18 protein-coding genes are annotated in these 23,573 nt (G+C 68.0%); 15 read left to right on the forward strand and 3 right to left on the reverse strand.

What is annotated here, in order from left to right:
- Nucleotides 1-121 precede the first annotated feature (121 nt).
- Nucleotides 122-1,825 (reverse strand): hypothetical protein, encoded by a 1,704-nt coding sequence (locus ACI3KS_RS11235; protein WP_404918267.1) that lies wholly within the window; start codon nt 1,823-1,825, stop codon nt 122-124.
- A gap of 229 nt (nt 1,826-2,054) precedes the next feature.
- On the opposite strand from ACI3KS_RS11235, the gene ACI3KS_RS11240 reads away from it, so the two are divergent.
- Complete coding sequence (locus ACI3KS_RS11240) at nt 2,055-4,676, forward strand: sugar-binding protein (protein ID WP_404918269.1); 2,622 nt, start codon at nt 2,055-2,057, stop codon at nt 4,674-4,676.
- 110 nt (nt 4,677-4,786) lie between these two features.
- Here ACI3KS_RS11240 and ACI3KS_RS11245 read toward each other — a convergent pair whose 3' ends face one another.
- Both ACI3KS_RS11245 and ACI3KS_RS11250 read right to left on the reverse strand, forming a co-directional pair.
- Nucleotides 4,787-5,761 (reverse strand): LacI family DNA-binding transcriptional regulator, encoded by a 975-nt coding sequence (locus tag ACI3KS_RS11245; RefSeq protein ID WP_404918271.1) that lies wholly within the window; start codon nt 5,759-5,761, stop codon nt 4,787-4,789.
- A 57-nt stretch (nt 5,762-5,818) separates the two neighbouring features.
- Nucleotides 5,819-6,847 carry a class I mannose-6-phosphate isomerase gene (locus tag ACI3KS_RS11250; protein ID WP_404918273.1) on the reverse strand — a complete coding sequence of 343 codons (1,029 nt, stop codon included), beginning with the start codon at nt 6,845-6,847 and terminating at the stop codon, nt 5,819-5,821.
- 113 nt (nt 6,848-6,960) lie between these two features.
- Between ACI3KS_RS11250 and ACI3KS_RS11255 the strand changes: the two genes are divergently transcribed.
- The 14 genes from ACI3KS_RS11255 (at nt 6,961) to ACI3KS_RS11320 (ending at nt 23,559) form a co-directional block, all read left to right on the forward strand.
- Nucleotides 6,961-7,806: a class I fructose-bisphosphate aldolase gene (locus ACI3KS_RS11255; RefSeq protein WP_404918275.1), complete on the forward strand. Its 846-nt coding sequence runs from the start codon at nt 6,961-6,963 to the stop codon at nt 7,804-7,806.
- Nucleotides 7,803-8,978, forward strand: a complete 1,176-nt coding sequence (locus ACI3KS_RS11260; protein WP_404918277.1) for a Gfo/Idh/MocA family protein — start codon at nt 7,803-7,805, stop codon at nt 8,976-8,978. Before ACI3KS_RS11255 ends, ACI3KS_RS11260 begins: the two co-directional genes overlap by 4 nt.
- Nucleotides 8,979-8,998: 20 nt before the next feature.
- The gene (locus tag ACI3KS_RS11265; RefSeq protein ID WP_404918279.1) at nt 8,999-9,991 is read left to right on the forward strand and encodes a carbohydrate kinase family protein; all 993 of its coding nucleotides are present in this window, start codon (nt 8,999-9,001) and stop codon (nt 9,989-9,991) included.
- A gap of 10 nt (nt 9,992-10,001) precedes the next feature.
- The gene (locus tag ACI3KS_RS11270) at nt 10,002-10,196 is read left to right on the forward strand and encodes a hypothetical protein (RefSeq protein ID WP_404918281.1); all 195 of its coding nucleotides are present in this window, start codon (nt 10,002-10,004) and stop codon (nt 10,194-10,196) included.
- The gene (locus tag ACI3KS_RS11275; RefSeq protein WP_404918283.1) at nt 10,196-11,158 is read left to right on the forward strand and encodes a DUF4432 family protein; all 963 of its coding nucleotides are present in this window, start codon (nt 10,196-10,198) and stop codon (nt 11,156-11,158) included. Before ACI3KS_RS11270 ends, ACI3KS_RS11275 begins: the two co-directional genes overlap by 1 nt.
- A gap of 169 nt (nt 11,159-11,327) precedes the next feature.
- Entirely contained in the window at nt 11,328-13,037 is a 1,710-nt protein-coding gene (gene dld / locus ACI3KS_RS11280; protein ID WP_404918285.1) for a D-lactate dehydrogenase, read from the forward strand.
- 555 nt (nt 13,038-13,592) lie between these two features.
- Nucleotides 13,593-14,546 carry a hypothetical protein gene (locus tag ACI3KS_RS11285; protein ID WP_404918287.1) on the forward strand — a complete coding sequence of 318 codons (954 nt, stop codon included), beginning with the start codon at nt 13,593-13,595 and terminating at the stop codon, nt 14,544-14,546.
- Between the two features lie 207 nt (nt 14,547-14,753).
- Nucleotides 14,754-15,398 carry a TetR family transcriptional regulator gene (locus tag ACI3KS_RS11290; RefSeq protein WP_404918289.1) on the forward strand — a complete coding sequence of 215 codons (645 nt, stop codon included), beginning with the start codon at nt 14,754-14,756 and terminating at the stop codon, nt 15,396-15,398.
- A gap of 411 nt (nt 15,399-15,809) precedes the next feature.
- Nucleotides 15,810-17,537 (forward strand): ABC transporter substrate-binding protein, encoded by a 1,728-nt coding sequence (locus ACI3KS_RS11295; RefSeq protein ID WP_404918291.1) that lies wholly within the window; start codon nt 15,810-15,812, stop codon nt 17,535-17,537.
- 88 nt (nt 17,538-17,625) lie between these two features.
- Nucleotides 17,626-18,888 (forward strand): LLM class flavin-dependent oxidoreductase, encoded by a 1,263-nt coding sequence (locus ACI3KS_RS11300; RefSeq protein ID WP_404918293.1) that lies wholly within the window; start codon nt 17,626-17,628, stop codon nt 18,886-18,888.
- A 52-nt stretch (nt 18,889-18,940) separates the two neighbouring features.
- Complete coding sequence (locus tag ACI3KS_RS11305; protein WP_404918295.1) at nt 18,941-19,783, forward strand: LLM class flavin-dependent oxidoreductase; 843 nt, start codon at nt 18,941-18,943, stop codon at nt 19,781-19,783.
- A 44-nt stretch (nt 19,784-19,827) separates the two neighbouring features.
- A complete protein-coding gene (locus ACI3KS_RS11310; protein WP_404918297.1) occupies nt 19,828-21,213 on the forward strand; it encodes an O-acetylhomoserine aminocarboxypropyltransferase/cysteine synthase family protein in 1,386 nt (461 codons plus the stop codon).
- Nucleotides 21,210-22,478, forward strand: coding sequence for an acyl-CoA dehydrogenase family protein (locus ACI3KS_RS11315; protein ID WP_404918299.1), 1,269 nt, complete (start codon nt 21,210-21,212; stop codon nt 22,476-22,478). Before ACI3KS_RS11310 ends, ACI3KS_RS11315 begins: the two co-directional genes overlap by 4 nt.
- Before the next feature lie 25 nt (nt 22,479-22,503).
- On the forward strand, nt 22,504-23,559 hold the full coding sequence (locus ACI3KS_RS11320; protein WP_404918301.1) for an aldo/keto reductase: 1,056 nt from the start codon (nt 22,504-22,506) through the stop codon (nt 23,557-23,559).
- Nucleotides 23,560-23,573: the final 14 nt, after the last annotated feature.

The raw sequence follows: 23,573 nt of genomic DNA on the forward strand, positions 1-23,573 counted from the left end.
ACGCCGTGACGGAGCGACGCTGATCGCACGACGGCATCTCTCGTCTCGGTCGCACGCGACGGGGGACCACCCGTGGCTCCGATCCGTGGTGCCCCGCCCAGGAGGGCGGGGCACCACGGGGTCAGTCGATCGTCAGGCCGAGTTCGTCGAAGCGAAACGTCGCGTCGCCGTGCAGGTAGATCTCGTATCGAAGGGTCGCCGTGCTCGAAAGGAGCACGCCGTCCAGATCCGAGAGCGACCACGACGAGCCGGGCGTGATGGCCAGAGTATCGTTCGTCAGGGGCGCGCCGGACGCATCCAGCTGCCAGACGGCGAGTGTCAGGGAGCCGGATCCGCTCTCCCGCATCGAACGCAGCGATGCGTGGAACGCGCTCTTGCCAGCCGTCGACACCGCGACATCTTGCAGGAGGGAGTTCGAAGTCCCGCACGTTCCGCCGCAATTCATCGCCAGGTAGGGCGTCCCGTCGTACGAGTTGCCCGGTAGCCGGTACACGGCCCAGTTCGTGCCGGTGCCGAGCCGCTGGAATCCGACGGTGTCACTGCGCCAGAAGTCGCTGTTGACGAGGAGATTCCCCGTCTTCTCGAGGCGGAACCAGTACAGCGCGTCGGTGTTCTGATCGACGTGGGAGTTGCGCCCGTATGCGAGCCAGATGTATCCGGTCACCGGGTCCTTGAACAGGCTCGTGTACTGGACGTTGCAGGGTGCGATGGTGCCGCCGGCCTCGTCGGTCGCGCGACCCGAGTACAGGATCGGGTTCCCGGCGGGGATCGGCGACCAGGCGGTGCTCGTCAGGGAGCTGGACCGGTAGAGGCCGAAGTCCCATCGCTGGTTGTCGGTGCAGGCGAGGGAGATGTCGGCGCTCTCCACGAGCTGGTAGAACTGGCCGCCCTCCTCGAGGATCGAGCCGTGGCCTCCCCCGACGGACTGTCCACCGGCCCAGGCCTCGCGCCAGCTCTGCGAGTCCTTCCGATCGAAGACCGCATCGGCGGGAGTCCCCTGTGCGGGATCGCCGGCGATCCAGGTCTCGAAGTCGGCGGTCTTCGCGATGCCGCGATAGCCGTTCACACCGTCGAAGCCGTGGAAGCCGACCCAGTAGTAGGTGCCGTCGAACCGGAAGATGTTGAAGGTTCCCTCGTCGAAGACCCTTCCCGGTGAGCCGGGGATGGAGGTGCAGTCGTCGGTCGCCGTGTCGCAGATCTGGTTCCAGAGCTCTCCGGGGGAGACCACGGGATTCGTGGATGCCGCGGTGAAGGCGCCCATCGGGTCAGGCCCGCTTCGTTGGGCGAGGCATCCGGCCCATGCGGTTCCGTCGAAGCACTGGAAGAGCAGCACCCAGGTGTCCGTCGTCGCGTTGTACCAGGCGCTGCCGTCGGTCGCCGCGCAGGAGTATGCGGTTCCGGCTGCCGGAGTGACCACGGTCTGCGGTGCGCTCCACGTCGCACCTTGATCGGTGGACTTCTGCACCACGATGCCCATCGTGCAGAAGACGGACCGGTCTGTCATGTGACGCCGGAACAGATACCAGGCGTCGTCGGGGCCGACCGTGACGCTCGTTCCCTCGTAGTAGCCCTGGGAGCCGGTCGATGCCCAGCTGTCCCTGCGCTGGTACACCCATTCGGCGTCGCCGTTCCAGTACTCCGACATGGTTGCGGGGGAGGCGCTTGCGGTCGAGGCGGACTGCGTCGATGCGGCAAGCACCTCCGTGATGGTGCTCGACGAGGGCGGATCGAGATCGGTTCCGGCCGCGGGAGGAGCGGCGGATGCGAGGCCGCTGACGACCACGGCGAATGCGACGAACAGGGCGTGGCGGATGGATGATCGCATTCTTGACTCCAAAACTTCGTTGTTTCAGAATGACGTTACTGGGTCGTTCTGAGGAGGTCAAGGGTGCGGATCATTCACGGTGATTCAGCACAATTATCCCGATCCACCGCCATATTTTGAGGGACTTTGATCGGCGATGCATTGCTAGACAACGTTATCTAAGTCCGCTACGGTGTCGGCGACGGACCATCCGTCGCCCCCACCCCGCACTGCCGCAAAGGAGCACCGCATGCGAAATACCGATCGATCCCCCCGACCTCGAAGGAGGAGACTCTCGCGGGTCTCCGCTCTCCTGACCGCCGCGGCGCTCGCCGCTGGCGCCCTTCTGGCCTCCGGTGCCGCGTCCGCCACCGCGGTGATGACGCCGGTCGCGGCCGCCGCGGCCGATGCGCCGACCCTGCAGGACTACTGGAACGGCGACGCCGACTGGTCGTTCGTCAAGCAGACCACAGCGACCGAGAGCGGCATCATGAACGCCGCGGACGGTCAGTTCTTCCGCACCATGCCCGACGGCACCTGGTACCGCTTCAGCCGTGAATGGGGCACCGGATCGTGCGGGGTGAGCCTGAGCACGGTGGTGCGCGCATCCACGGACCAGGGCGCGACGTGGACCGACCCCGAGCTCGTGATCGCCCCGGAGGCGGGGACCGACTGGTCGTGCTACGCGACCGACGGTGGTGCGTACTACAACGACACCGAGGACCGCTGGTACTACCTGTTCCAGTGCTTCGACGGGACCAAGTGGGGTGGATGCCTGATCACCAAGGATGGCGCGGACCCTCGTGGCGGTGGGTGGGTTCCCCTGCAGACGACCGCAGTGGTCTCGGGCGGTGACCTCTGGGATCAGATCTGCGACGAGCCGACGGACGACTGCGTCACGCTGTCCGGCGGACGGGACGTCTTCGACGAGGGCACCTTCGACGTGTTCAATTACGACGGCGAGTACTACTGGGTCGCCTTCCACGGTTACGACGGGATCAACGGATACCGTGGCATCGCCAAGACCACGGACTTCGTGACGTGGATCGCCGGGGACGCATCGCAGGGAGTGCCCGCCGACGCCTCCTTCGACAGGAAGGACTCGGACCTCTGGCGCGAGGACTGGAAGCTCGGCTCGTCGATCGGGTTCGGTCACGGAAGCATCGTCGAGCAGGACGGCTACTACTACCAGATCACCGAAGCCGCGGACACGAACCTCGGCTGCACCGTGGGGCAGCGCTGGGACACCGGGATCTACCGGACCGATGACCTGACTTCGACGGCCTGGGAGCCGCTGCCCCAGGGCAACCCGATCCTCTACTCGTCGCTCGAGCCCCGATCCGACGGCAAGATCCAGCCGTGCCAGATCCAGTATCCGTCGATGTTCGAGGACCCGACCACCGGCGTCGTCTACCTCACATACGGCCGTCTCGACGATCTCGACTCGAACCGCAACTCGGTCATCTGGCTGAAGCTGGACTGGAAGACGAACCAGCTGTCGAACGGCGACTTCTGGAAGGCGAGTCTCGACGATTTCACGATGTCCTCCGGCGCGACCTGGGCGGCCGAGCGACTCATGTCGATCACGTACGACGCCTCGCCCAGCCTCTCCGTGCGTCCGGGATCCTCGCCGGCCGTCCTCTCGCAGACGGTGGCCGTCGACCCGTCCCTCGGCAGTTCGCTCGTGGCATCCGCTCGGGTGATCGGGGACACGACAGGATCGATCACCGTGTCACTCGCGCAACTCGACAGCGCAGGGGCCGTGATCACTGTCGATCAGGCAGAGGTTGCGGCGGGATCCGGCTGGAACGACGTCGCTGTCCCGGCGACCGTGGCGGATGGGGCGGTATCGCTCCGCTTCGAGGTCGCGTTCTCTGGTGAGGGGCAGGTGTTCCGTGCCGATGACCTGGGTGTCGCGGCAGCGGCATCGGCGGTCTACACCGCGCATGCAGCGAACGCGCCCATCGTCGTGGACGGTGCGATCGACGAGGCGGCATGGGGCTCGGCCGGCGCGGTGGAGGTGTCGAACGAGTCGGTCGACGTGGCCGCGTTCGGCACCGTGTGGGGATCGCAGTCCTCGCGAGCCGACCTGACATCGACGTTCAGGATGGTGTGGGACCAAGACTCGCTCTACATCTCAGAAGAGCGGACGGATGACGTCGTCAACTTCTCGGAATCCGGGGAGGCGCTGTACCTCTCGGACGCGATCATGGTGTTCCTCGACACGGCCAACGACAAGACCGGTGCGTCCTATCGCGACGGGGACTACGCGATCCTCGCGACGGCCAGCGATCCCGACGGTGAGTCCCACGTCTATCTGCGCGAAGGGCACGACGCCGGAGCCGACACGATCGTCCTCGACGGTGCGCAGATCGCGGCGGACATCCGTGACGACGGCTACACGCTCGAGCTCTCCATTCCCTGGGCGGCACTCGCGGTGACCCAGCTGACGCCTGCCACCGGATCGGAGTACGGGTTCTCCCTGCTCGCGACCGACAATGACGGCGCTGCCGACTGGGGTCAGATCATGTGGTCAGGTGTCGGCGATCCGCAGGAGGGGTGGGGCACGCTCCGCCTCGCGGACGCGCTGGTGATCGAGGAGCCCGGCAAGGGCGAGCCGGAGCAGCCGGGTGACGGGGATGCGGACGGCGGTGGCGCGGATGCTGACGGCGGAGCCGGTGGCGGCGATGCCGGTGGCGGTTCCGACGACGGCGGTACGGACCCGATCGAGGCCGGACGGTCGGCCACGACGCCCGGCGGTGCACTGGCCCAGACCGGTGCGGATGCCGGGTGGACGCTTCTCGCCGCGGCCGGCGCCCTGGCTCTGATGGGTGCAGGAGTCCTGGCACTGCGCGCACGTCGTCGGGCGTAGCCGGGACGGAGGCGGCTGTCGGGCTCTCCCGGCGGCCGCCTCTATCGCGTCCGGGCCTTCGTCTCGCCGCGCTCGCTCAGGAACCGGAGATATCGGGCGAGGCCTCGACGCTACTCGGCCTCGGAGCCGCGGAGCACGAGAGTCGTCGACAGCACCTCGAGCCGGGAGTCGGCCGCGGTATCGCGGTCGAGGCGCTGCAGCACGACCTCGGCGGCGAGGTGGCCCATGGCCTGAGTGTTCTGGCTGACGACGCTGACGGCGGGCCGCACGAGGGTCGCGGCCTCGAAGTCGTCGAAGCCGATCAGTGGCAGCCGCACTCCCTCGTCGGCGAAGGCACGCAGCGCACCGACGGTCGCACGGTTGTTGGCGGCGAAGATCGCGGTGGCCTTGCCGGCGCGCAGCAGCGTGAGGGCTGCGGCGTACGCCTCCTGCTCACTGTGCGCGCTCGTGCTGACGAGTGCGGGATCGACCTGCTCGCCGCGGCGGCGCAGGGCGTCGCCGTAGCCGAGGTAGCGCTCCTGCATCGTGTAGATCGAGAGGGAGTCGCCGAGGAACGCGACGTGCTCGTGCTTCGCGCGCAGCAGGTCGACGGCCTCGAGGGCCCCGCCGCGGTTGTCGGCGATGATCGTGTCGGCCCCCTCGAGAGGAGCGGGGCGGTCGATGAACACGACGGGCGGATGCGGTTCGCGCACCGACGACCACGGTCGCCCGGACGACCGTGGCGGCACGACGATGATCGCGTCGACCTGGCGTTCGAAGAGGCTGTCGACGAGACGGTCGTGGGTGTCACCGTCTTCCTCAGAGCTCGCGGTGATGAGCAGGTAGCCGGCGTCTCGCAGCCGCGCCTCGGCGGCCCGGGCGATCGACGAGTAGTAGGGATTCGCGAGGTCGCTAATCAGTAGGCCGATGGTTTTGCTTGTCCAGCCGGGGCGGATGCTGGCGGCGGCGAGGTTGCGCCGGTACCCGAGTTTGGTGATCGCGTCGCCGATGCGTTTGGCCATCGCGGGGTTGATGTTGCCGGCGCCGTTGACGTAGCGCGACACCGTCTTCAACGCGACACCCGCTTCGGCGGCGACGTCGATCATGGTCGGATTCTTAGCCACGGCATCCCCCTATGGTCGGGGACAACGATAGCCCAGCAATCAGCCGATCGGCTGCTCCTGCGCGGCAGGTTGAGGCGCCTCGGGTGCCCAGGTCGGGACCGGCGGTCTCAGTTCGACGATCTCGATCTCGCCGCCCACGCGCACGAGTCCTCCCGCGTGCTCGAGCAGCACCGTGTCTCCCGCCTGCGCCGGCACGTCCCGGCCCTCGCGTGAGAGCACACCGGAGCCGGCGAGGACGATCGCGACGGCGAAACCGGCATCGAGTATTGCGCCGTCGCCGAGCACACGGCGGTCGAGGCGGAAGTACGGGTCGGCGGATGCGGGAAGCGTCGCGTCGCGGGCGATGAGCGCGTCGAGTCGATCCTCGCTCAGTCGATCGCGGTCGACGGCCTGCAGGGCGGTGTTGAAGCCGAGGCCGAGGTGCCCGTCGCGGCTGCCGTCGATCGCGAAACCTTCCCATTCGAGTAGGATCGACAGGTCTTCCGGCTCCTGCACCTCGGCGAGGAACACGTCCTGTCCGATCGCGTGCAGCACGCCGGGCGGCACGAATACGGTGTCGCCCGGCTGAACGGTGCGCCGGTGCAGCAGGCCCAGCAGTTCGTCGGTGCGCTGGTGCGCGACGAGCTGTGCGAGGTCGGCGAGCGGAACGTCCTCGCGCAGACCGAGGTGGACCTCGCCGCCGGCGAGGATGTGCCACGCCTCTGCCTTGCCGTGCGGGCGCATCAGATGCTCCTGGGCGAAGGGGGTCCCGGGGTGGGCGTGCACGGGCAGGCGCTGTCCGGCGTCGAGCAGCTTGACGAGCAGTTTGGAGTCGACGCCCCAGGCAGCCACGTGGGCGGCGCCGAGCCAGCGCTCGGGGTCGCGGACGAGCGATTCGGCGAGCGTGGTCCCGTCGGCGAGGGTCGTGAGTCCGAGGACGGGGTCTCCGAAGACGGTGGTGGTCGAGGCCACCCAGTCCTCCGGCACGTACTGCTCGAGATCGGGGAGGTTGCGGAACTGCGCGATCCGGGTGCCGCCGCGGTAGAAGCGCTGCGCGGGCCGGTTGGCCGGGAGGACGTGGATGCTCATTCTGATCTTTCGACTAGACAACGTTGTCTTGTTCAGGCTACTGTGTCGAACGTGCGAGAGACAAGCCTCCGTCCTCCGCATCGACCGATGATCTGCAATGAAGGAGCCGCATCGTGGCGCAATTCCGCCTCAACCGACTGTTCAATCCCCTCTCCGGGCGAGCACTCGACGTCGCCGTCGACCACGGCTTCTTCGGCGAGCCGAGCTTCCTCACCGGCATCGAGGACATGGACCGGGTCATTGACGTGCTCGTCGACGCCGGCCCGGACGCGATCCAGCTGACGCTCGGTCAGGCGCGGCTGCTGCAGTCGCGACCCGGCAAGCAGAAGCCGGCGCTGGTGGTGCGCACCGACGTCGCGAACATCTACGGCAACCCGCTCGACTCGCACCTCTTCAGCCGACACGTCCCCGACGCAATCGAGCAGGCCGTGCGGCTGGACGCCGTGGCCGTGTGCGTCAACCTCCTGCACATCCCCGAGCACCCCGAGGTGCGCGAGCAGTGCATCACCTCGATCCTCGAACTGCGCAGCAGGGCGACGGATGCCGGGATGCCGCTCATGATCGAGCCCCTCGTCATGCAGGACAACAGCGTCGCCGGCGGCTACATGGTCGACGGCGACACCGACAAGATCCGCACCCTCGTCCGCCAGGCCCGCGAGCTCGGCGCCGACCTCATCAAGGCCGACCCCACCGACGACTCCTCCGATTACCACCGCGTGATCGAGGTCGCTGGCGACGTCCCGGTGCTCGTGCGCGGCGGCGGTCGGGTCGACGACGCGACGCTTCTGCAGCGCACCGCCGACGTGCTGGCGCAGGGCGCGAGCGGCATCGTCTACGGCCGCAACATCATCCAACATCCGAACCCCGCCGGCATCACCCGCGCGCTCATGCGGGTGCTGCACGAGGGCGCGACGCCCGCCGAGGCCGCTCTCGAGCTCGATACGGAGGCCGTGCGATGAGTGCCCCCCGCACCGTCAACGTCGCCATCGTCGGCGGCGGACTCATGGGCCGCGAGATCGCCGCGGCGATCCAGCGCTGGCCCGCGCTCGTCGACCACCCCGTGCGCCCACGGCTCACGGCCGTGTGCGACGTGAACCCCGCGGCATTCGCGTGGTTCGAGCAGATCGACACGGTCACCACGACCGTCACCGACTACCACGACCTTCTCACCGACGACTCGATCGACGTCGTCTACATCGCCGTGCGGCACGACCTGCACGAGCAGCTCTATGTCGACACGATTCGCGCAGGCAAGAGCCTGCTCGCCGAGAAGCCCTTCGGCATCGACCGGGCGGCATCCGAAGCCGTTCTTCGGGCCATCGACGAGACGACGGGGTCGTTCGTGCGGGTCTCGAGCGAGATGCCGTTCTTCCCCGGAGCGCAGGCGGCGATCGCCCATGTGGCGTCCGGTGCTCTCGGTCGGATCATCGAGGTGCGCAGTGCGTTCCTGCACTCGAGCGACCTCGATCTCGACAAGGGCATCAACTGGAAGCGACAGGCGCAGTTCTGCGGGGAGGCCGGCGTGATGAACGACCTCGGCCTGCACGCCTGGCACGTGCCGCTGCGTCTCGGGTGGGCGCCGACGCGGCTCACCTCGGTGCTGCAGGACATCGTCCCGTTCCGTCCGGGCTCCGACGGGCAGCCCCAGCGCTGCGACACCTGGGACAACGCGGTCGTCAACGGCTGGTTCGATCAGGACGGTGTGGAAGTGCCGCTGCGGGTCGAGACCAAGCGCATCGCGCCGGGGCAGAAGAACTCGTGGGAGTTCGAGGCGATCGGCCTCGACGGCGGGGTGCGGTTCTCGACCGCGCGGCCCAAGACTGTCGAGGTGTTCGGGGTGATCTCGCCGGCCGGCATCGGTACAGAACAGAGTTGGCAGCAGATCCAGGTGGGCAGCCAGTCGGTGTGGCCGACGGTCACCGGCGGCATCTTTGAGAGCGGCTTCAGTGACGCGATTCTGCAGATGTGGGCCGCGTTCCTCGCCGAGCGCGAGGGACTGCTGGGGGATCGGTTTGGGTGCGCGACTCCTGAGGAGGCGGCGGCGACGCACCGCATCTACGACGCCGCTCTCGCAGCGCACGGCAGCGACCGGGTGGAGGCCGTCGAGGCGGCGGGGGTCCTCCAGGTATGAACGCGCGCAGTCGGATCTCGGTGGCAGGGCACGTGTGCGTGGATCTCGCGCCCGGCCTGCACCGCGAGCCGCCGCGCGAGCCGGGGGGACTGTTCGACGTCGGCGCGCTCACCGTCACGGTCGGGGGGTGCGTCGGCAACACGTCACTTGCCCTGGCCGGGTTCGGGATCGACGTCGACGTGCAGGCGGTGGTCGGAGCGGATGCTCTGGGCGCGATTGTGCGCGACGAGTTGGCGGCGGCCGGCATCCGCTCCTCGCGTCTGCGGTCGATGGACGTGGGCACTTCGTACAGCGTGGTGATCGAGCCTCCGGGTCAGGACCGCACGTTCTGGCACCATACCGGGGCGAACGACGTGTTCGACGGAACCGAGGTCGATCTCACCGGGCTTGACCTGCTGCACGTCGGGTATCCGATGTTGCTGCCGTCGCTGGTCGTCGACGACGGCGAACCGCTGCGACGTCTGCTGGCCCGGGCGAAGGATGCCGGGGTCACGACTTCGCTCGATCTCGCAGTGCTCGACGCCGACGGGCCGACAGGAGCAGTCGATTGGACCGCGGTGTTCGCGCGCATCTCGCCATTCCTCGACATCCTCAGCCCGAGCTTCGACGATCTTGTCTCGACGACGAGGGGGCCCTCCGAGTGGTCAGTCGCTCGTGAGCGCGGCTTCGCCGAGTCGCTGATGAACGCGGGTGTCGGGGTCGTGGCGATCTCGGCGGGTGCACGTGGTATGTCGGTGCGCACCGCGGATGCCGCCCGGCTGCGCGACGCCGGACGTGCTCTTGCGCCCCAGGCTGAGGTGTGGGCCGACCAGCTATTTCGGCACGAGGTCGACGAGATCATTGAGCCGGTGTCGACGAACGGCGCTGGTGACGCGTCGACCGCCGGGTTCCTTGCCGCCGTGCTCGGGGGCGGCGAGCCCCGTGAGGCGGCGACATGGGCAGCGGCGGCATCACGCGCGGTGCTCGAGGGTCGGCGACCGCAGCTCGCGGATTTCACCGCGGGAATCGTCTGAGGCGAAGTCCATGGGCGACGCGCGACAGGGGGTGACGATGCCCGGCGACCGGGTGCGGATGAGCGCGCCCGGGGTGACGGAGATCGCGCAGATCGTCGCCGGACCGAACGCGGCGGGAACGTTCTTGACGGTGCCGGTGGAACCTGAGCGATCTGTGGAGTCGACGTCGCCTGCGCCGGCGTGCATGAAAGAGGAGAACCGGTGATGCTGTCAGCTGTGTGGCCTCAGGAAGGAGAGGTACCCCACGAGGACCTGTTGGCGAGCGCCGAGGAGTTCTCATCGCGGCAGGGGCGGGTCGTGCGAGTGCGGACGTTCGGCGGGTGGGACGTCGAGCTGCTGCCCGACCGTGGTCTCGATATCGGCCTTGCTCTGCACGGCGGGGTGCCGGTCTCGTGGGTGTCGCCCGTGCGCGACCGGCGGCCGCTCGACAGGCCGCGCGATCGCGACTGGATTGCGAGGTTCCACGGAGGGCTGATGGCGACCTGTGGGCTGCGCGGATTCGGTCCGCCGCAGGAGGACCGCGGCTTGCATGGTCAGGCGGGGCATCTACCCGCCGGTGCCGTGGCGGTGTCGCGCAGAGTGACCGCCGAAGCAGCAGAGGTCGCAGTATCGGCGGTGATCGAGGACGCGCGGATCTTCGCGCCTTCGCTGCGACTGGAGCGCACTGTGACGTTGCGGTCATGGCGCGGCGGACGTTCTGCGCTCGAGGTCCACGATGTGCTGAGCAACCACGGGCCCGGCGAAGCCGAGATCGGCATGCTGTATCACGTGAACCTCGGTGCCCCACTGGTCGCGTCAGGGTCGCGGATTACAGTGCGGTCGGACGACCTCATGCACCGCGGAGGGGTGATGACGGTGGATCCAGCCGTGTACCCGGCGGTGGCCGAGGGCGTTGACGAGCACGTGGTCGAGCGCACCGGTTTCGACGGCGATCAAGCTGTGGTGACTGTCACCGGCACTGCTGGCGAACTCGCGCTCGAGTGGAGCGCCGGCACGCTGCCGCACCTCGCACAGTGGGTGTACCCAGCGCGGAACCGCTGGGCCCTGGGTTTGGAGCCGGCGACGTCGTCGCTGGTGGACGAGGGTGCCCAGCTCGTGAGGCTCCCGGAGGGATCGAGTCGGAGGCATGAACTGCGGCTATCTCTTGAGAACCGAGTAGCGATGTAGCTCGCGGACATCGCCTTATCTAACGGGCCACCGCCTCGAATCAACCGTGGATTGGCGCAAAGCGACGATTCATCGAAGCGAAGAACTTGAAAAGGCTGGGGCCGCGAGTGTGTTGTGTTATGCGGAATGGACAAGTAGATGTCATTGAGCACCAAGAGCGGAGATACGGATGACTGCTGAGCGGATTCAGGGGTCCAAGGCGGCGCTGCAGTCTTTCGTGGGCATCATGGGAAGAGCGAATGTGCTTACATCTCGCAGCGCTACTGGCACCTACGTCAAAGGCAACAGATTTGGTGGCGAAAACGTACTCGCGGTGCTCCGCCCCGCAACTCTTGTCGATATGTGGCGTGCCCTGCAGGTATGCGTCGACAACGATCTCATCATCATCCCGCAGTCGGCGAATACGGGGCTGACTGGTGGTTCGGGACCCGGTGAGCAGAATTACGATCGCGAGATCGTGATTATCTCGACATTACGGATCAACCAGATCCACCTGATCAATGACGCACGTGAGGCCATCTGTCTAGCTGGCTCTACGCTTTTTGAGCTTGAAGATCGGCTCGCTCCCCTCGGTCGTGAGCCGCATTCTGTAATCGGCTCCACCTCGATTGGAGCCTCGGTGATCGGCGGCATCGCGAACAACTCCGGTGGCAGTCAGGTTCGCAAGGGTCCTGCGTTCACCGAGCACGCGATCTACGCGCGCGTCAACGAGCACGGCAAGGCGGAGCTGGTCAACCATCTGGGTATCACGCTGGGCGACAACCCTGCGCACATCCTCGATCGCCTGCAACGCGGCGAGTGGGAGGCGGCAGACGTAACGCTTCCGCCACAGGACAGCCTCGACACCGCATACAGTGAGCACGTGCGCGAGATTGTCGGAACGCCGGCGCGTTACAACGCCGACCCGAAGTTCCTGCGGGAAGCTTCCGGTTCCGCCGGAAAGCTCCTAATCTTCGCGGTGCGGGTACGTACCTTCCCGAGATGCGGCCGCACAGCCACATTCTACATTGGTACCAACAGCACACTTGAACTTGAGCAGTTGCGACGTCAAGTGCTTCGATCCGATGCGCGCCTGCCAATCTCAGGCGAATATATGGGCCGGTCCTCTTTCGATCTTGCCGAGAAGTACGGCAAGGATACTTTTGTAGGTTTGAAGTACGCGGGTAGTCGGCAGCTACGACGCATGTTCGATCTCAAGAACTGGGCAAACGGTGTCTTTGCAAAAGTGCCGTTTCTTGGTGAGACCTTTGCCGATACGATCGCACAGAAGGTTATTGAACTCTTTCCCACGCAGCTGCCGAGGCGGATGCGCGAATACAGAGACCGCTTCGAGCACTACCTGATCATGGTGGTTGAAGATATTGAGAAGCCCAGAACTGAGGCGTTCCTGACGGCGTTCTTTGCCGAGCCGGAACGGGGCGGATCCTTCTTCGTCTGCTCCGACAGCGAGGCTGGAAGCGCGATGTTACATAGATTTGGCGCCGCAAGCGCGATGACGCGTTACTACAACCTCCATCGGAAGGACGTCTCGGAACTCATCACCTTCGATGTTGCACTGCGGCGGGATGACGAGGACTGGCTCGAAGTGCTCCCGCCGGAGATTGTGAACCAACTCGCGGCCAGCTCTTACTACGGGCACTTCTTCTGCCATGTGCTTCACCAGGATCACGTGGCCAAGCGCGGAATCGATCCGGTCGCTCTCAAGAAGCGGATGATGACCCTGCTCGAAGAGAGGGACGCTGCAATCCCAGCCGAGCACAACTACGGGCGCCTGTATCAGGCACCGCCAGCCCTGGTGGCTCACTACAAGCAACTCGACCCACACAACGTCTTCAACGCGGGGGTCGGCAAGACTTCGGCGCAGAAAAACTGGGCCTGAGGAGCCATGAGGAATCGGCTCGCCCTTCCGCGTGCGGCGACCGTGATCCTGTTCGACTGGAGCGGCACCGTAGTCCTGGATGCGTTGAGGGCGTGCCGCCCTCAACGCCGTTCTGAGCCAGCGTTCTGTTGAGTGTCTCGATTCGGACGCGTTCAGGAGCAAATTTCACTTGCCTATGCATCACATGTTTGAACCCCTTAGTGTGGTGGACCTCTGCGCTGCGGAAGCCGAGCGGAACAACGAAATGACAGTTCGGACAACTACCAGCCGGGAGGGCATAGAAAGCCTGCGGGTGCGTGGATGTGGCCGCGTCCGTCGCAAGTTCGTGCATCACGCCGGCGTGGACTTTTGTGCCGACGCCGCACGTCTGCTCTGACGCACCATCGCCGGGCCATCAACTGACCTTCACGCGCAGACGCCCCGCGTTGTAGGAATACGCCAGTTCTCGTGGAATTCTGCACCTGTAACCGCCGCCAAATGTCGTGGAGTCCCCGGCAATCTTCGCCATCTCGAGCGGGAACCTACACCCACGCAGCCCGTCGGTAGATTCGGATCATGAAGCTCCGTGCCGCTGCCCGCGTCGATCTCGGGCCCGGATCCCTGGCGTTCCCGAAACCCCCGACGGTGTGCCTCCGCGCGGACGGTTCGGCGGTCTGCATCGCGACATCTCGCACGGACTCCGGATGGGTGACGTCGTTGGTGCGCGTGCGTCCGTCGGGAGAGCACGTGCGGATGCCGATCCCTGAAGGCGCGTTCGGTGCGCAACCGGTGATCGTCGATCGCGGGGACGGCGGGTTTGTCGTGCTCGTCGACGACAGGAATGCCGTGCTCATCGATGAGGCTCTGAGCTGGTCACGTGCGGTCGAGATCCGCGGCACCGAGGACCGCGATCGTCAGGTGGCGGCAGGCGGAATCGCCCGTCAGGCCGAGGATGGCGACTGGCTGGTCGTGCTGAGCGATCCCGTGACGTTCCAGAACGCGCGCACCATCGCCGAACTCCATATCGACGGTGAGGTGCTGGCGTGGGAATCGATCGAGTTGCTCGACGGCAAGGACTACCCCATGGCGGGCGGGCGGACCTCGACCGCGCCGGGTGGGGTGAAAGCACCGATCATCGGAGATGTGATCGACGTCTCAGGGTCTCGTTTCGTGGCTGCGCAGGGCAGCGATACGGCGAGCATGCTGAGGTACGGGTCCGACTTCTTCACGCTTGCGGAACTCGACGGCAGTAAGCGCATCGCACGGCGCGTCTACGAGGAGAGCGGATGGAAGAAGGCCGCCGGCAAGCACGGCATCCGTGCGCGGTTCACGTCGGACGGGACGTCCGCGATCCTGACGCCCGTGTTCCGAACCGGAGGACGGCAACGGCTCATCGGACTCGTCGACAGGGCGATCGAGGAGATCTCCCCGATCCGTGGCGCCGCGACCTTCGCCCTCGTCGATGTGCGAGGGTCTGACGCGATCCTCGCATCGGACGAGGCGCTGCTCTTCGCGACCGTAGAGGACTGAGTTCTCCGCCGCCATCGGCGGGGTCTGTGCAGAATGCGGCGCGACGGCACCACCCCCTGTGCCGCCGCGCCGTTCGTGCACTCCCAGAAGGTGCACGAGTAAGAGACCGATGGTCTGTTCAGGAAAGTATCGGACCGCTGGTCTGCTGTCAACGACGCCTGACCCCCTGTCGGCAGGCGTGACCCCTGCATTGGCTAGTTTGGGGGAATGTCCTTCCAGCGCGCCCGCAATGACGAGCAGCGCGCCGAACGACGGCGGCTGATCCTCGCGACGACGCGGCGGATGCTGGAGCAGTCGCCCGCCGCCGAACTCACCCTGAACGAGTTGAGCCGGCAGGTCGGGCTCGCGAAGTCGAACGTCGTGCGCTACTTCGAGACACGGGAGGCGATCCTGCTCACCGTGCTCGAGGAGGAGCTCGGCCTGTGGGCCGACGATGTGACCGGCCGGCTCGCCCCCGACGCGACCGGAGCCCAGGTCGCGGCACTCCTGGCCGAGACGATGGCGGCCCGGCCGGTGATGTGCGACCTGATGAGCATCCACTCCGCGGTACTCGAGCGCAACGTGTCGACCGCCGTCGCCCTCGCCCACAAGCGCGGGATCGTCGCTCCGTTCTGGAAGATCGCTCAGGCGGTGATGGAGTCGCTTCCCGGCATCACCGAGGCGGTCGCGGTGAAGCTCGTGACCGTTGCCTTCCTCAATGCCGGCGCGCTGTGGCCGAACAGCCGCCCGAACGCGGCGCTGCGCGAGGCGTATGCCTCGGATCCGCTCGTCGCCACGTTCCAGCCCGACTTCGAGGTCGAGCTCCGCGCCACCCTCGGATTCGTCATCGCGGGGATGCTCGCGCAGGCGTAACCGCGACGTCATTCCGCACCGCCGAGACAGCATCCGCGTGCACTTTGTCGGGGCGATTTCCTTTTGCCGAGGGAGAATTCGTTTTCTGACCCGACATTCGGTGATTCACCCGACAAACGGACCCGGATGCCGGCCGGATCACTGTGTCGGACCGGCCACCGCGGGACCACCACCCCACCCGTCTCGAAACGCACATTTCGAGACACCGTGACACGCACCGACATGCGGCGTCATCGACCGTGTGGACCGGCCCGATGCGTCCCTATGCTCCTGGCAACCCCCGAACGCAGCACCGGTCGCCCCTCAGGGCTCGGGCACAGCGCCGCCACAGAGGCGCTGTCTCGTCGTGCCGTCTGACGTGTCGGTGACCCGCCCACCAAGACCCACCAGAACGCACCCGAGGAGCACCCGATGTCCGATCTGCAGACATCCATCGAGAGCGGCAAGCCCGCCCGCAAGAAGTGGCCGTGGTTCGTCGGCGGCGCCGCCGTCGCGGCCATCGCCGCCGTCGCGATCGTCGTGTCGAGCCTGAACGGCGCCGCCGCCCCGGCTACGGCCGGCGAGGGCTCCGACGACGGCACGCCCGTCTCGGGCGGCACCCTCGAATTCGCCCTGATCGACTACCAGCGCAGCCCCGACCCGCACTGGGGAACGAACTACGCCGAGTCGATCGTCGCCGACAACATCACCGACAAGCTCACCTGGCAGGACCCGGACACCGGCGAGATCACCCCGTGGCTCGCCGAGTCGTGGGATGTGAACGACGACCTCACCTCGTACACCTTCCACCTGCGCGACGACGTCACCTTCTCGGACGGCACCCCGTTCAACGCCGAGGCGGTCAAGGCCAACTTCGACCAGTACGTGAAGGGCGACGAGGCGCTGGGCATCAACCCCAACGGCGCTGTGCTGTTCCCCAACTACGTCGAGACCACCGTCGACGACGAGTTCACGGTCACGGTCACGTTCTCGAAGCCCAGTGCGAGCTTCCTCCAGGCATCGTCGTTCACCGCGAACGCCGGCCCCGGATTCCTCTCGCTCTCGACCCTCGCGCTCAGCGCCGAGGAACGCACCGACCCCACCAAGATCATCGGCACTGGTCCGTTCGTCTACAAGGAGTGGACCGAGCAGGTGCGCACCGTGCTCGTCAAGCGCGACGGCTACAACTGGTCTCCGCCCGCGATCGACCACAAGGGCGAGGCATACCTCGACGAGGTCGTCTTCAACGTGATCCCCGAGGCCAGCGTCCGCACCGGATCGCTGCAGTCGGGTGAGATCGACGCGACCCTCGACGTCGGCACCACCGACGAGGCACCGCTCGAGGCCGCCGGCTTCGACATCATCTCCCGTCAGGTCTCGGGCACCGCGATCTTCTTCAACTTCAACTCGCAGCTCTTCCCGACCAATGACATCGCCGTCCGCAAGGCCATCCAGCTCGGCTGGAACCGCGAGTCCGTCGAGAAGACCGTGCTCACCGACAACTACGACATCGCCACCTCGGTTCTCGCCGACTCGGTCACGGGCTATGCCGACTACAGCGACTCGGTCCTGAAGTACGACCCGGACGAGGCCGAGAGCATCCTCGACGAGGCCGGCTGGGTGAAAGGCGACGACGGCATCCGCGAGAAGGACGGCCAGAAGCTCGAGATCAAGCTCCTCGGCATCAGCAACCTGGTCGCCAACAAGCCGGCCTACGAGTCGGTGCAGCAGGACCTCGCCGCGATCGGCATCGACCTGCAGCTCAACGTCCTGCCCCTCGCCGACTACGCGGCGGCTGTCGCCTCGGCGAAGACCGACTGGAACGTCGTCGCGGCGAACCGCTCGCGCAACGACCCCGCCGTGCTGAACCTGCAGTACAGCCCGCTCGTCGGCAACGGCGCGTACATCGCGGAGGACTTCGAGGGTCGCGACGACATCATCGAGCGGCTCGGTCGTCTCGAGCTCACCCTCGACCCCGAGCAGCGCGCCGAGTACGCGAAGGATGCTCAGGACCTGCTGCTCGAGGAGTACGCGCTCGTGAACCCGATCTACAACCCCTCGCAGGTGATCGCCCAGGCGCCATACGTGCACGGCATCATCTTCGACGCCCAGGCGCGCAACCACTTCGTGGACGCCTGGAAGGACGCGTCCGCACAGTGACGCACTGACGGATGCTGTGGGGCTCGGACACGATCCGGCCCCACAGCATCCGCAGACCGGACCACGACAACCTCGAAAGGATCACCCGATGAGCGACCAGCCGCAGCGTGAGCTGCACATCAACGTCAACATCCTCAACGCCGGCGTCTTCGGCGGGTCCTGGCGGGTGCCCGAGAACGACCCGCTCTCGGCCTACCGGGTCGAGCACTACCTCGACATCGCGAAGAAGGCCGAGGCGGCGAAGCTCGACGCGGTCTTCCTCGCCGACGGCCCCGGCCTCGAACCCGACCTCGCCTACCGACCGGGAAACAGCTTCGAGCCCAGCGTGCTGCTCGCCCGTATCGCGGCCGAGACCGAGCGGGTCGGCCTGATCGGCACGTTCTCGTCGAGCTACAACGACGCCGATGAGCTCGCCGCCCGTCTCGCCACCCTCGACGCCCTCTCGGGCGGCCGCTTCGGCTGGAACGTCGTCACGACCGCGGGGGCCGGCGCCGCCGCGAACTTCGGCCGCCACGGCGAGCCGGAGCACTCGGCCCGGTACGCCCGCGCCAGCGAGGTCACCGCCCGGGTCATCTCGGCATGGGCCGGACAGAACGGCGCCCCCGCCGTGCTCCCCTCGCCGCAGGGGCGCCCCGTGCTCGTGCAGGCAGGCGCCTCGAAGGACGGCACCCGTCTCGCCGGCGAGCACGCCGAGGTCATCTTCACCGCCGCCCAGACCATCGACGAGGCCCTCGCGTTCCGCCGCGCCGTCGACGAGCAGGCAGCGACCTTCGGGCGCCGTCCCGAGCACGTCGCGATCCTTCCCGGACTCTCGACCGTCGTCGGCTCGACCGAGGCCGAGGCGCAGGAGCGCCGCCAGCTGCTGGCCGAGCTCGTCCCCGAGCCCTACGCCCTCCGCCGGCTGAGCGCGCAACTGGGCTACGACCTCGGCGATGTCGACCTCGACGCGATCGTGCCGCGAGAGTCGCTCCCCGTGCCGGAACAGGCCGGCGGATCGCAGACCTTCTACCGCCTCGTGCTCGGCATCATCGACCGGGAGCGCCCGACGTACCGCCAGCTGCTGCGCAAGCTCGGCGGCGGTGCAGGCCACCGGATCGTCGTCGGCACGCCCGAGCAGATCGCCGACGACATCGAGACATGGTTCCACGCCGGAGCCGCCGACGGCTTCAACGTCATGCCGGATGCTCTGCCCAGCGGCTTCGACCACTTCGTGGAGCAGGTGATCCCCGAGCTGCAGCGACGGGGCCTGTTCCGCACCGAGTACAGCGGGCGCACGCTGCGCGACCACCTCGGCCTCCCCGTGCAGGTGCCGCTGCGCGCGAGCACCCCCGAGCTGTCCCCGACCTGGTGACGAACCTGATGAAGACCCCGGCGAACAACCCCGCGCAGAAGGAGCCCCGACAATGACAACCACCCTCTCCGTCATCGTGCAGCTGCCGTCACCCGCGGCCGACGACACGGCATCCGACGTCATCGACGCGGCACGCGCCGTGCTCGCGCTCGCCGCGTCTCGCGGAGCGGATGCCGTCATCCTGCCCGAGCTCGATGGCGCACTCGTCGACCCGACGGTGCTGGCCGGGCTCCTCAGCGCCGACGGTCACGACGTGGCGATCCTCGTCGAGGCCCGCACCGACCGCCACGCCCCCTTCAACCTCGCCCGTCGTGCGCAGACGATCGCCCGGCTCACGGGCGGGCGAGCGGGTCTCTACCTGCGCGGCACGGGCGTCGACCCGATCACCGCCGCCGGACGACCGGGTACCGATCGCGGCTCGGACGTCACAGCCGAGTACGCCGAGGTGCTGCGCCGGCTCTGGGACAGCTTCCCGCTCTCCGCGCTGCTCGGCGACCGGGAGGCGGGCCTCTTCGCCGACATCGAGCAGATCGAGCCCGCGCGTCATCAGGGCGAGGTGTTCGGCGTCGAGGGGGCGCTGAACATCCCGATCGCGGGTGAGCACCGGCCGCTGCTGCTGGCGGATGCGGACGCCATCGGCGCCGGGGCCGCGATCGACGCGCTGGTCGGCGACGCCGATCAGGCGGATGCGCCGGTCTACCGGCCGATCACCTGGGCCGCGGTCGGTCTCATCGCGGACGAGACGTCGGGCGGCCGAGTGCTGCTGCGCTTCGACGTCCGGCTCGCCGACGCCGCCGCACACGTGGCCGCCGCACTCGATGCGCTCGGCGTCACCGCCGCGCGTCCGGCCGCACCCGCCCTGCGCCGCCGCAGCCTCGCGGCCGCGGTCGCCTGACCCACGCGCCCGCCCAGAAGCACGCACACGAAAGACGACACACCATGACCGACACCCTCTTCGAGACCGAGACCCACACCTTCGGATTCAGCACCGAGCAGGTGCACGCCGGCTACCTCGGCGAAGCCGGGTACGGCGCGCGCATCACCCCGCTGTACCTCAGCGCGGGATTCATCTTCGACGACTTCGAGCACGCCAAGGCCCGTTTCGCGGGCACCGACCTCGGCTACGTCTACTCGCGCATCAACAACCCCACCAACGCGGCCGTCGAGAAGGCGCTCGCCGATCTCGAGCACGGTGTCGGCGCGACGCTGGTCGGCAGCGGCCAGGCCGCGGCGACGGTCGCCCTGCTCAGCATCCTGCAGGCCGGCGATCACTTCCTCAGCGCACCCAGCATCTACGAGGGCACGCGCGCGCTGTTCCGTGGCAACTTCGCCCGCTTCGGCATCGAGGTCGAGTTCGTCGAGCACCCCAACGACCCCGAGGACTGGCACCGCCGAGTGCGTCCGAACACGAAGCTGTTCTTCGGCGAGGCGATTCCGAACCCCAAGAACGACCTCATCGACATCGAGGCGATCGCCGACGCCGCGCACTCGCACGGCGTGCCGTTCGTGATCGACTCGACCGTGCCGACCCCGTACCTGCTGCGGCCGATCGATTACGGCGCCGACGTCGTCTTCCACTCCACGAGCAAGTTCCTCGCCGGCCACGGCAACTCGATCGGCGGTGTCGTGATCGACGCCGGCCGCTTCGACTGGGCCGCGCACCCCGACAAGTTCCCGCACCTGCACAAGCCGGTGTTCGAGGAGGACGCCCAGGGCACCACCTGGATCGACAAGTTCGGCGCCAAGGCGAACTTCGCCTACGCCAGGGCCGTCGTCGCAGGCCGTTTCGGCACGAGCCTGTCGCCGTTCAACGCCTTCCTCGTGCAGCAGGGCATCGAGACGCTGTCGCTGCGCCTCGACCGACACACGCGCAATGCGCTCGCCATCGCGACCTGGCTCGAGCAGCAGCCAGAGGTCTCGAGCGTCGACTACCCGGGCCTCGCGTCGAACCCGTTCCACGCGCTCGCGCAGAAGTACTACCCGCGCGGTGCCGGCTCGGTGTTCGCCTTCACGCTCGCCGGGGGCGAGGCCTCGGCGAAGGTGCTCTACGACGCGGTCGAGGTGTTCACCCGCATGACCCACATCGGCGATGTGCGCTCGCTGATCCTGCACCCGCCGACGACCACGCACTCCAAGCTGTCGCAGGCCGCGCGGGACCGTGCCGGCATCCACCCAGGGCTGCTGCGACTGTCGGTGGGCATCGAGGACGTCGATGACCTCATCGCGGACCTCGAGCGCGCGTTCCGGGTGCTGCGGGGCGAGAACCCGCCGTCGCTGCGCGGATCGGATGCCGCAGGTGCATACACGCCGGCGGACGGGCTGTGAGCGCCGCACCGCACGCGGCCGTGACCGCGCCGTCGACCACGGACGGGATCCGCGCGGCGATCGCTCCGACGCTCGAACGGCTTCGGGCCGGGGCGGCCGCGCGGGATGCCGAGCGTGAGCATCCGTTCGCCGAGGTGAGGGAACTGGCGGATGCCGGCATCCTGCGGTTCCGCGTCCCCGCCGAGGACGGCGGGGCAGGGGCGAGCGTGCGTGAGTTCGCGGAGCTGATCATCGATCTCGCCGCCGCCGACTCGAACGTCGCCCAGGCGCTGCGTTCGGGCTTCCTCGTCGCCGAGTCGCTCGCGACGGGGAATGTGACCGGCCGTGCGCGCGCGCAGCTCGTCGACCGCGTGCTGCGCGGCGACCTCTTCTCGGGCACGGCGAACGAGACCGGCGGAGCGGCGGGCAGCGTGCGGACCACGCTCACCCGTGACGAGCACGGCCTGCGCATCGACGGAGCCAAGTACTACAGCACGGGCGGGCTGCACGCCCAGTGGTTCTCGGGCACCGCGCTCGACGAGCAGGGGCGCATCGTCGGCTTCACCGTCCCGACCGACCGCGAGGGCGTCGTGCGACTCGACGACTTCGACGCCGTCGGGCAGCGCCTCACCGCCAGCGGGAGCACGTTGCTGCAGGGCGTGCGCGTGGATCCAGACGAGCTGGGGGAACCGAACGCTCCGAAGCACCACCCGCACGTCTCGCTCGCGCACCTCATCCTCGCGGCCACGCTCGCGGGCATCGCCCAGGCCGTTCGCGACGACGCGGTGCGCGTCGTGCGCGAGGTCGCCCGGCCGATCAAGCACTCCACGGCCCAGACCGCCGCCGACGATCCCTATGTGCGTGAGGTGACCGGTCGCATCGCGACCGCCGCGTTCACTGCGCGGGCGCAGGTCGTCGCGGCCGCGGAGGCTCTCGATCGGCACTGGGCGAGGGAGTCCGCCGGCGCGGATCCTCGTGATACGGAAGCCGGCGCCACGGATGCCGACGGGCGTGGCGGAGCGGGCACGGGCGGTGAGGACACCGCCGTCGCAGCCGTCGTCGCGGTGGCCTCGGCCTATGTCGGCGCGGGGGAGCAGGCGCTGCGTGCGGCCGAACTGCTGTTCGACGTCGGCGGCGGCACCCTCACCGGGCGCGAGCTCGGCCTCGACCGGCACTGGCGCAATGCCCGCACGGTCGCGAACCACAATCCGCGCGGGTGGAAGTCCGCGGCGGTCGGCGCCTGGCTGCTCACCGGCGAGACGCCGCCGGCCAACGGCCTGTTCTGACGAGTCACGACCACAAGGAGAAACGATGAGCGACACCACAGCCCCCGCCCTCCCCAGCGAGCGGCTCGGCCGCAGCGGCGTACCGGTCAGCAGACTCACCCTCGGGGCCATGAACTTCGGCGGTCCGACGAGCCGTGAGGACTCGATCGGCATCGTGCACGCCGCACTCGACGCCGGCATCACGGTGATCGACACCGCCGACGTCTACGAGCAGGGTCTGAACGAGGAGATCGTCGGCGAGGCGATCAGAGGCCGTCGCGACGATCTCATCCTCGCGACGAAGTTCCATGGGCAGATCGGCGACAACCCGCTGCACGCCGGCAACTCGCGGCGCTGGATCCACCGCGCGGTGGAGGACAGCCTCCGGCGACTCGGCACCGACCACATCGACCTGTACCAGGCGCATCGGCCCGACCCGCACGTGCCGCTGCTCGAGACGATCGGGGCGTTGAACGACCTCATCCACCAGGGCAAGATCCGCTACTACGGCACGAGCGTGTTCGGCGCCGACGACGTGGTCTCGGCGCAGCACATCGCGCGTGAGAACGGACTGATCCCGCCGCTCACCGAGCAGGTTCCCTACTCGGCGCTCATCCGTCTCGTCGAGCGGACGACCCTGCCCATCGCCCGTGCACACGGCCTCGGCGTGCTGACCTTCGGGCCCCTCGCCGCCGGCTGGCTCAGCGGCGCGTACCGCGCGGGTGGTGCCCAGCCCGAGACCTCGCGCGGCGCGCGGGTGTGGGCCGGCCGCTTCGACGTCGCCGACCCCAAGAACGAGGCGAAGCTCGCCGCGGCCGAGCGCCTCGCGGTGTTGGCCGAGCAGGCGGGGCTCACCCTGCCCGAGCTCGCGGTCGGCTTTGCGCTGTCGCACCCCGCCGTCACCTCGGTCATCGTCGGCCCGCGCACCCGCGCCCACCTCGACAGCTACCTCGCCTCGGCATCCGTCGTGCTCGACGACGACGTGCTCGACGAGATCGACCGCATCGTGCCGCCGGGCACGACCTTCCTCGAGCGCGACAACGGGCGCATCCCCACCGAACTCACTCCCGCAGGCCTGCGCCGTCCACGCGCGACCCGCTGACCACACGACACGAA

Source organism: Microbacterium sp. ZW T5_45, from assembly GCF_044987415.1.
Taxonomy (GTDB): domain Bacteria; phylum Actinomycetota; class Actinomycetes; order Actinomycetales; family Microbacteriaceae; genus Microbacterium.

Coding starts and splice junctions, on each gene's coding strand:
- ACI3KS_RS11235 (WP_404918267.1), bottom strand. CDS start 1,825: ATGCGATCATCCATCCGCCACGCCCTGTTCGTCGCATTCGCCGTGGTC.
- ACI3KS_RS11240 (WP_404918269.1), top strand. CDS start 2,055: ATGCGAAATACCGATCGATCCCCCCGACCTCGAAGGAGGAGACTCTCG.
- ACI3KS_RS11245 (WP_404918271.1), bottom strand. CDS start 5,761: ATGATCGACGTCGCCGCCGAAGCGGGTGTCGCGTTGAAGACGGTGTCG.
- ACI3KS_RS11250 (WP_404918273.1), bottom strand. CDS start 6,847: ATGAGCATCCACGTCCTCCCGGCCAACCGGCCCGCGCAGCGCTTCTAC.
- ACI3KS_RS11260 (WP_404918277.1), top strand. CDS start 7,803: ATGAGTGCCCCCCGCACCGTCAACGTCGCCATCGTCGGCGGCGGACTC.
- ACI3KS_RS11270 (WP_404918281.1), top strand. CDS start 10,002: ATGGGCGACGCGCGACAGGGGGTGACGATGCCCGGCGACCGGGTGCGG.
- ACI3KS_RS11275 (WP_404918283.1), top strand. CDS start 10,196: ATGCTGTCAGCTGTGTGGCCTCAGGAAGGAGAGGTACCCCACGAGGAC.
- dld (WP_404918285.1), top strand. CDS start 11,328: ATGACTGCTGAGCGGATTCAGGGGTCCAAGGCGGCGCTGCAGTCTTTC.
- ACI3KS_RS11285 (WP_404918287.1), top strand. CDS start 13,593: ATGAAGCTCCGTGCCGCTGCCCGCGTCGATCTCGGGCCCGGATCCCTG.
- ACI3KS_RS11290 (WP_404918289.1), top strand. CDS start 14,754: ATGTCCTTCCAGCGCGCCCGCAATGACGAGCAGCGCGCCGAACGACGG.
- ACI3KS_RS11295 (WP_404918291.1), top strand. CDS start 15,810: ATGTCCGATCTGCAGACATCCATCGAGAGCGGCAAGCCCGCCCGCAAG.
- ACI3KS_RS11300 (WP_404918293.1), top strand. CDS start 17,626: ATGAGCGACCAGCCGCAGCGTGAGCTGCACATCAACGTCAACATCCTC.
- ACI3KS_RS11305 (WP_404918295.1), top strand. CDS start 18,941: ATGACAACCACCCTCTCCGTCATCGTGCAGCTGCCGTCACCCGCGGCC.
- ACI3KS_RS11310 (WP_404918297.1), top strand. CDS start 19,828: ATGACCGACACCCTCTTCGAGACCGAGACCCACACCTTCGGATTCAGC.
- ACI3KS_RS11320 (WP_404918301.1), top strand. CDS start 22,504: ATGAGCGACACCACAGCCCCCGCCCTCCCCAGCGAGCGGCTCGGCCGC.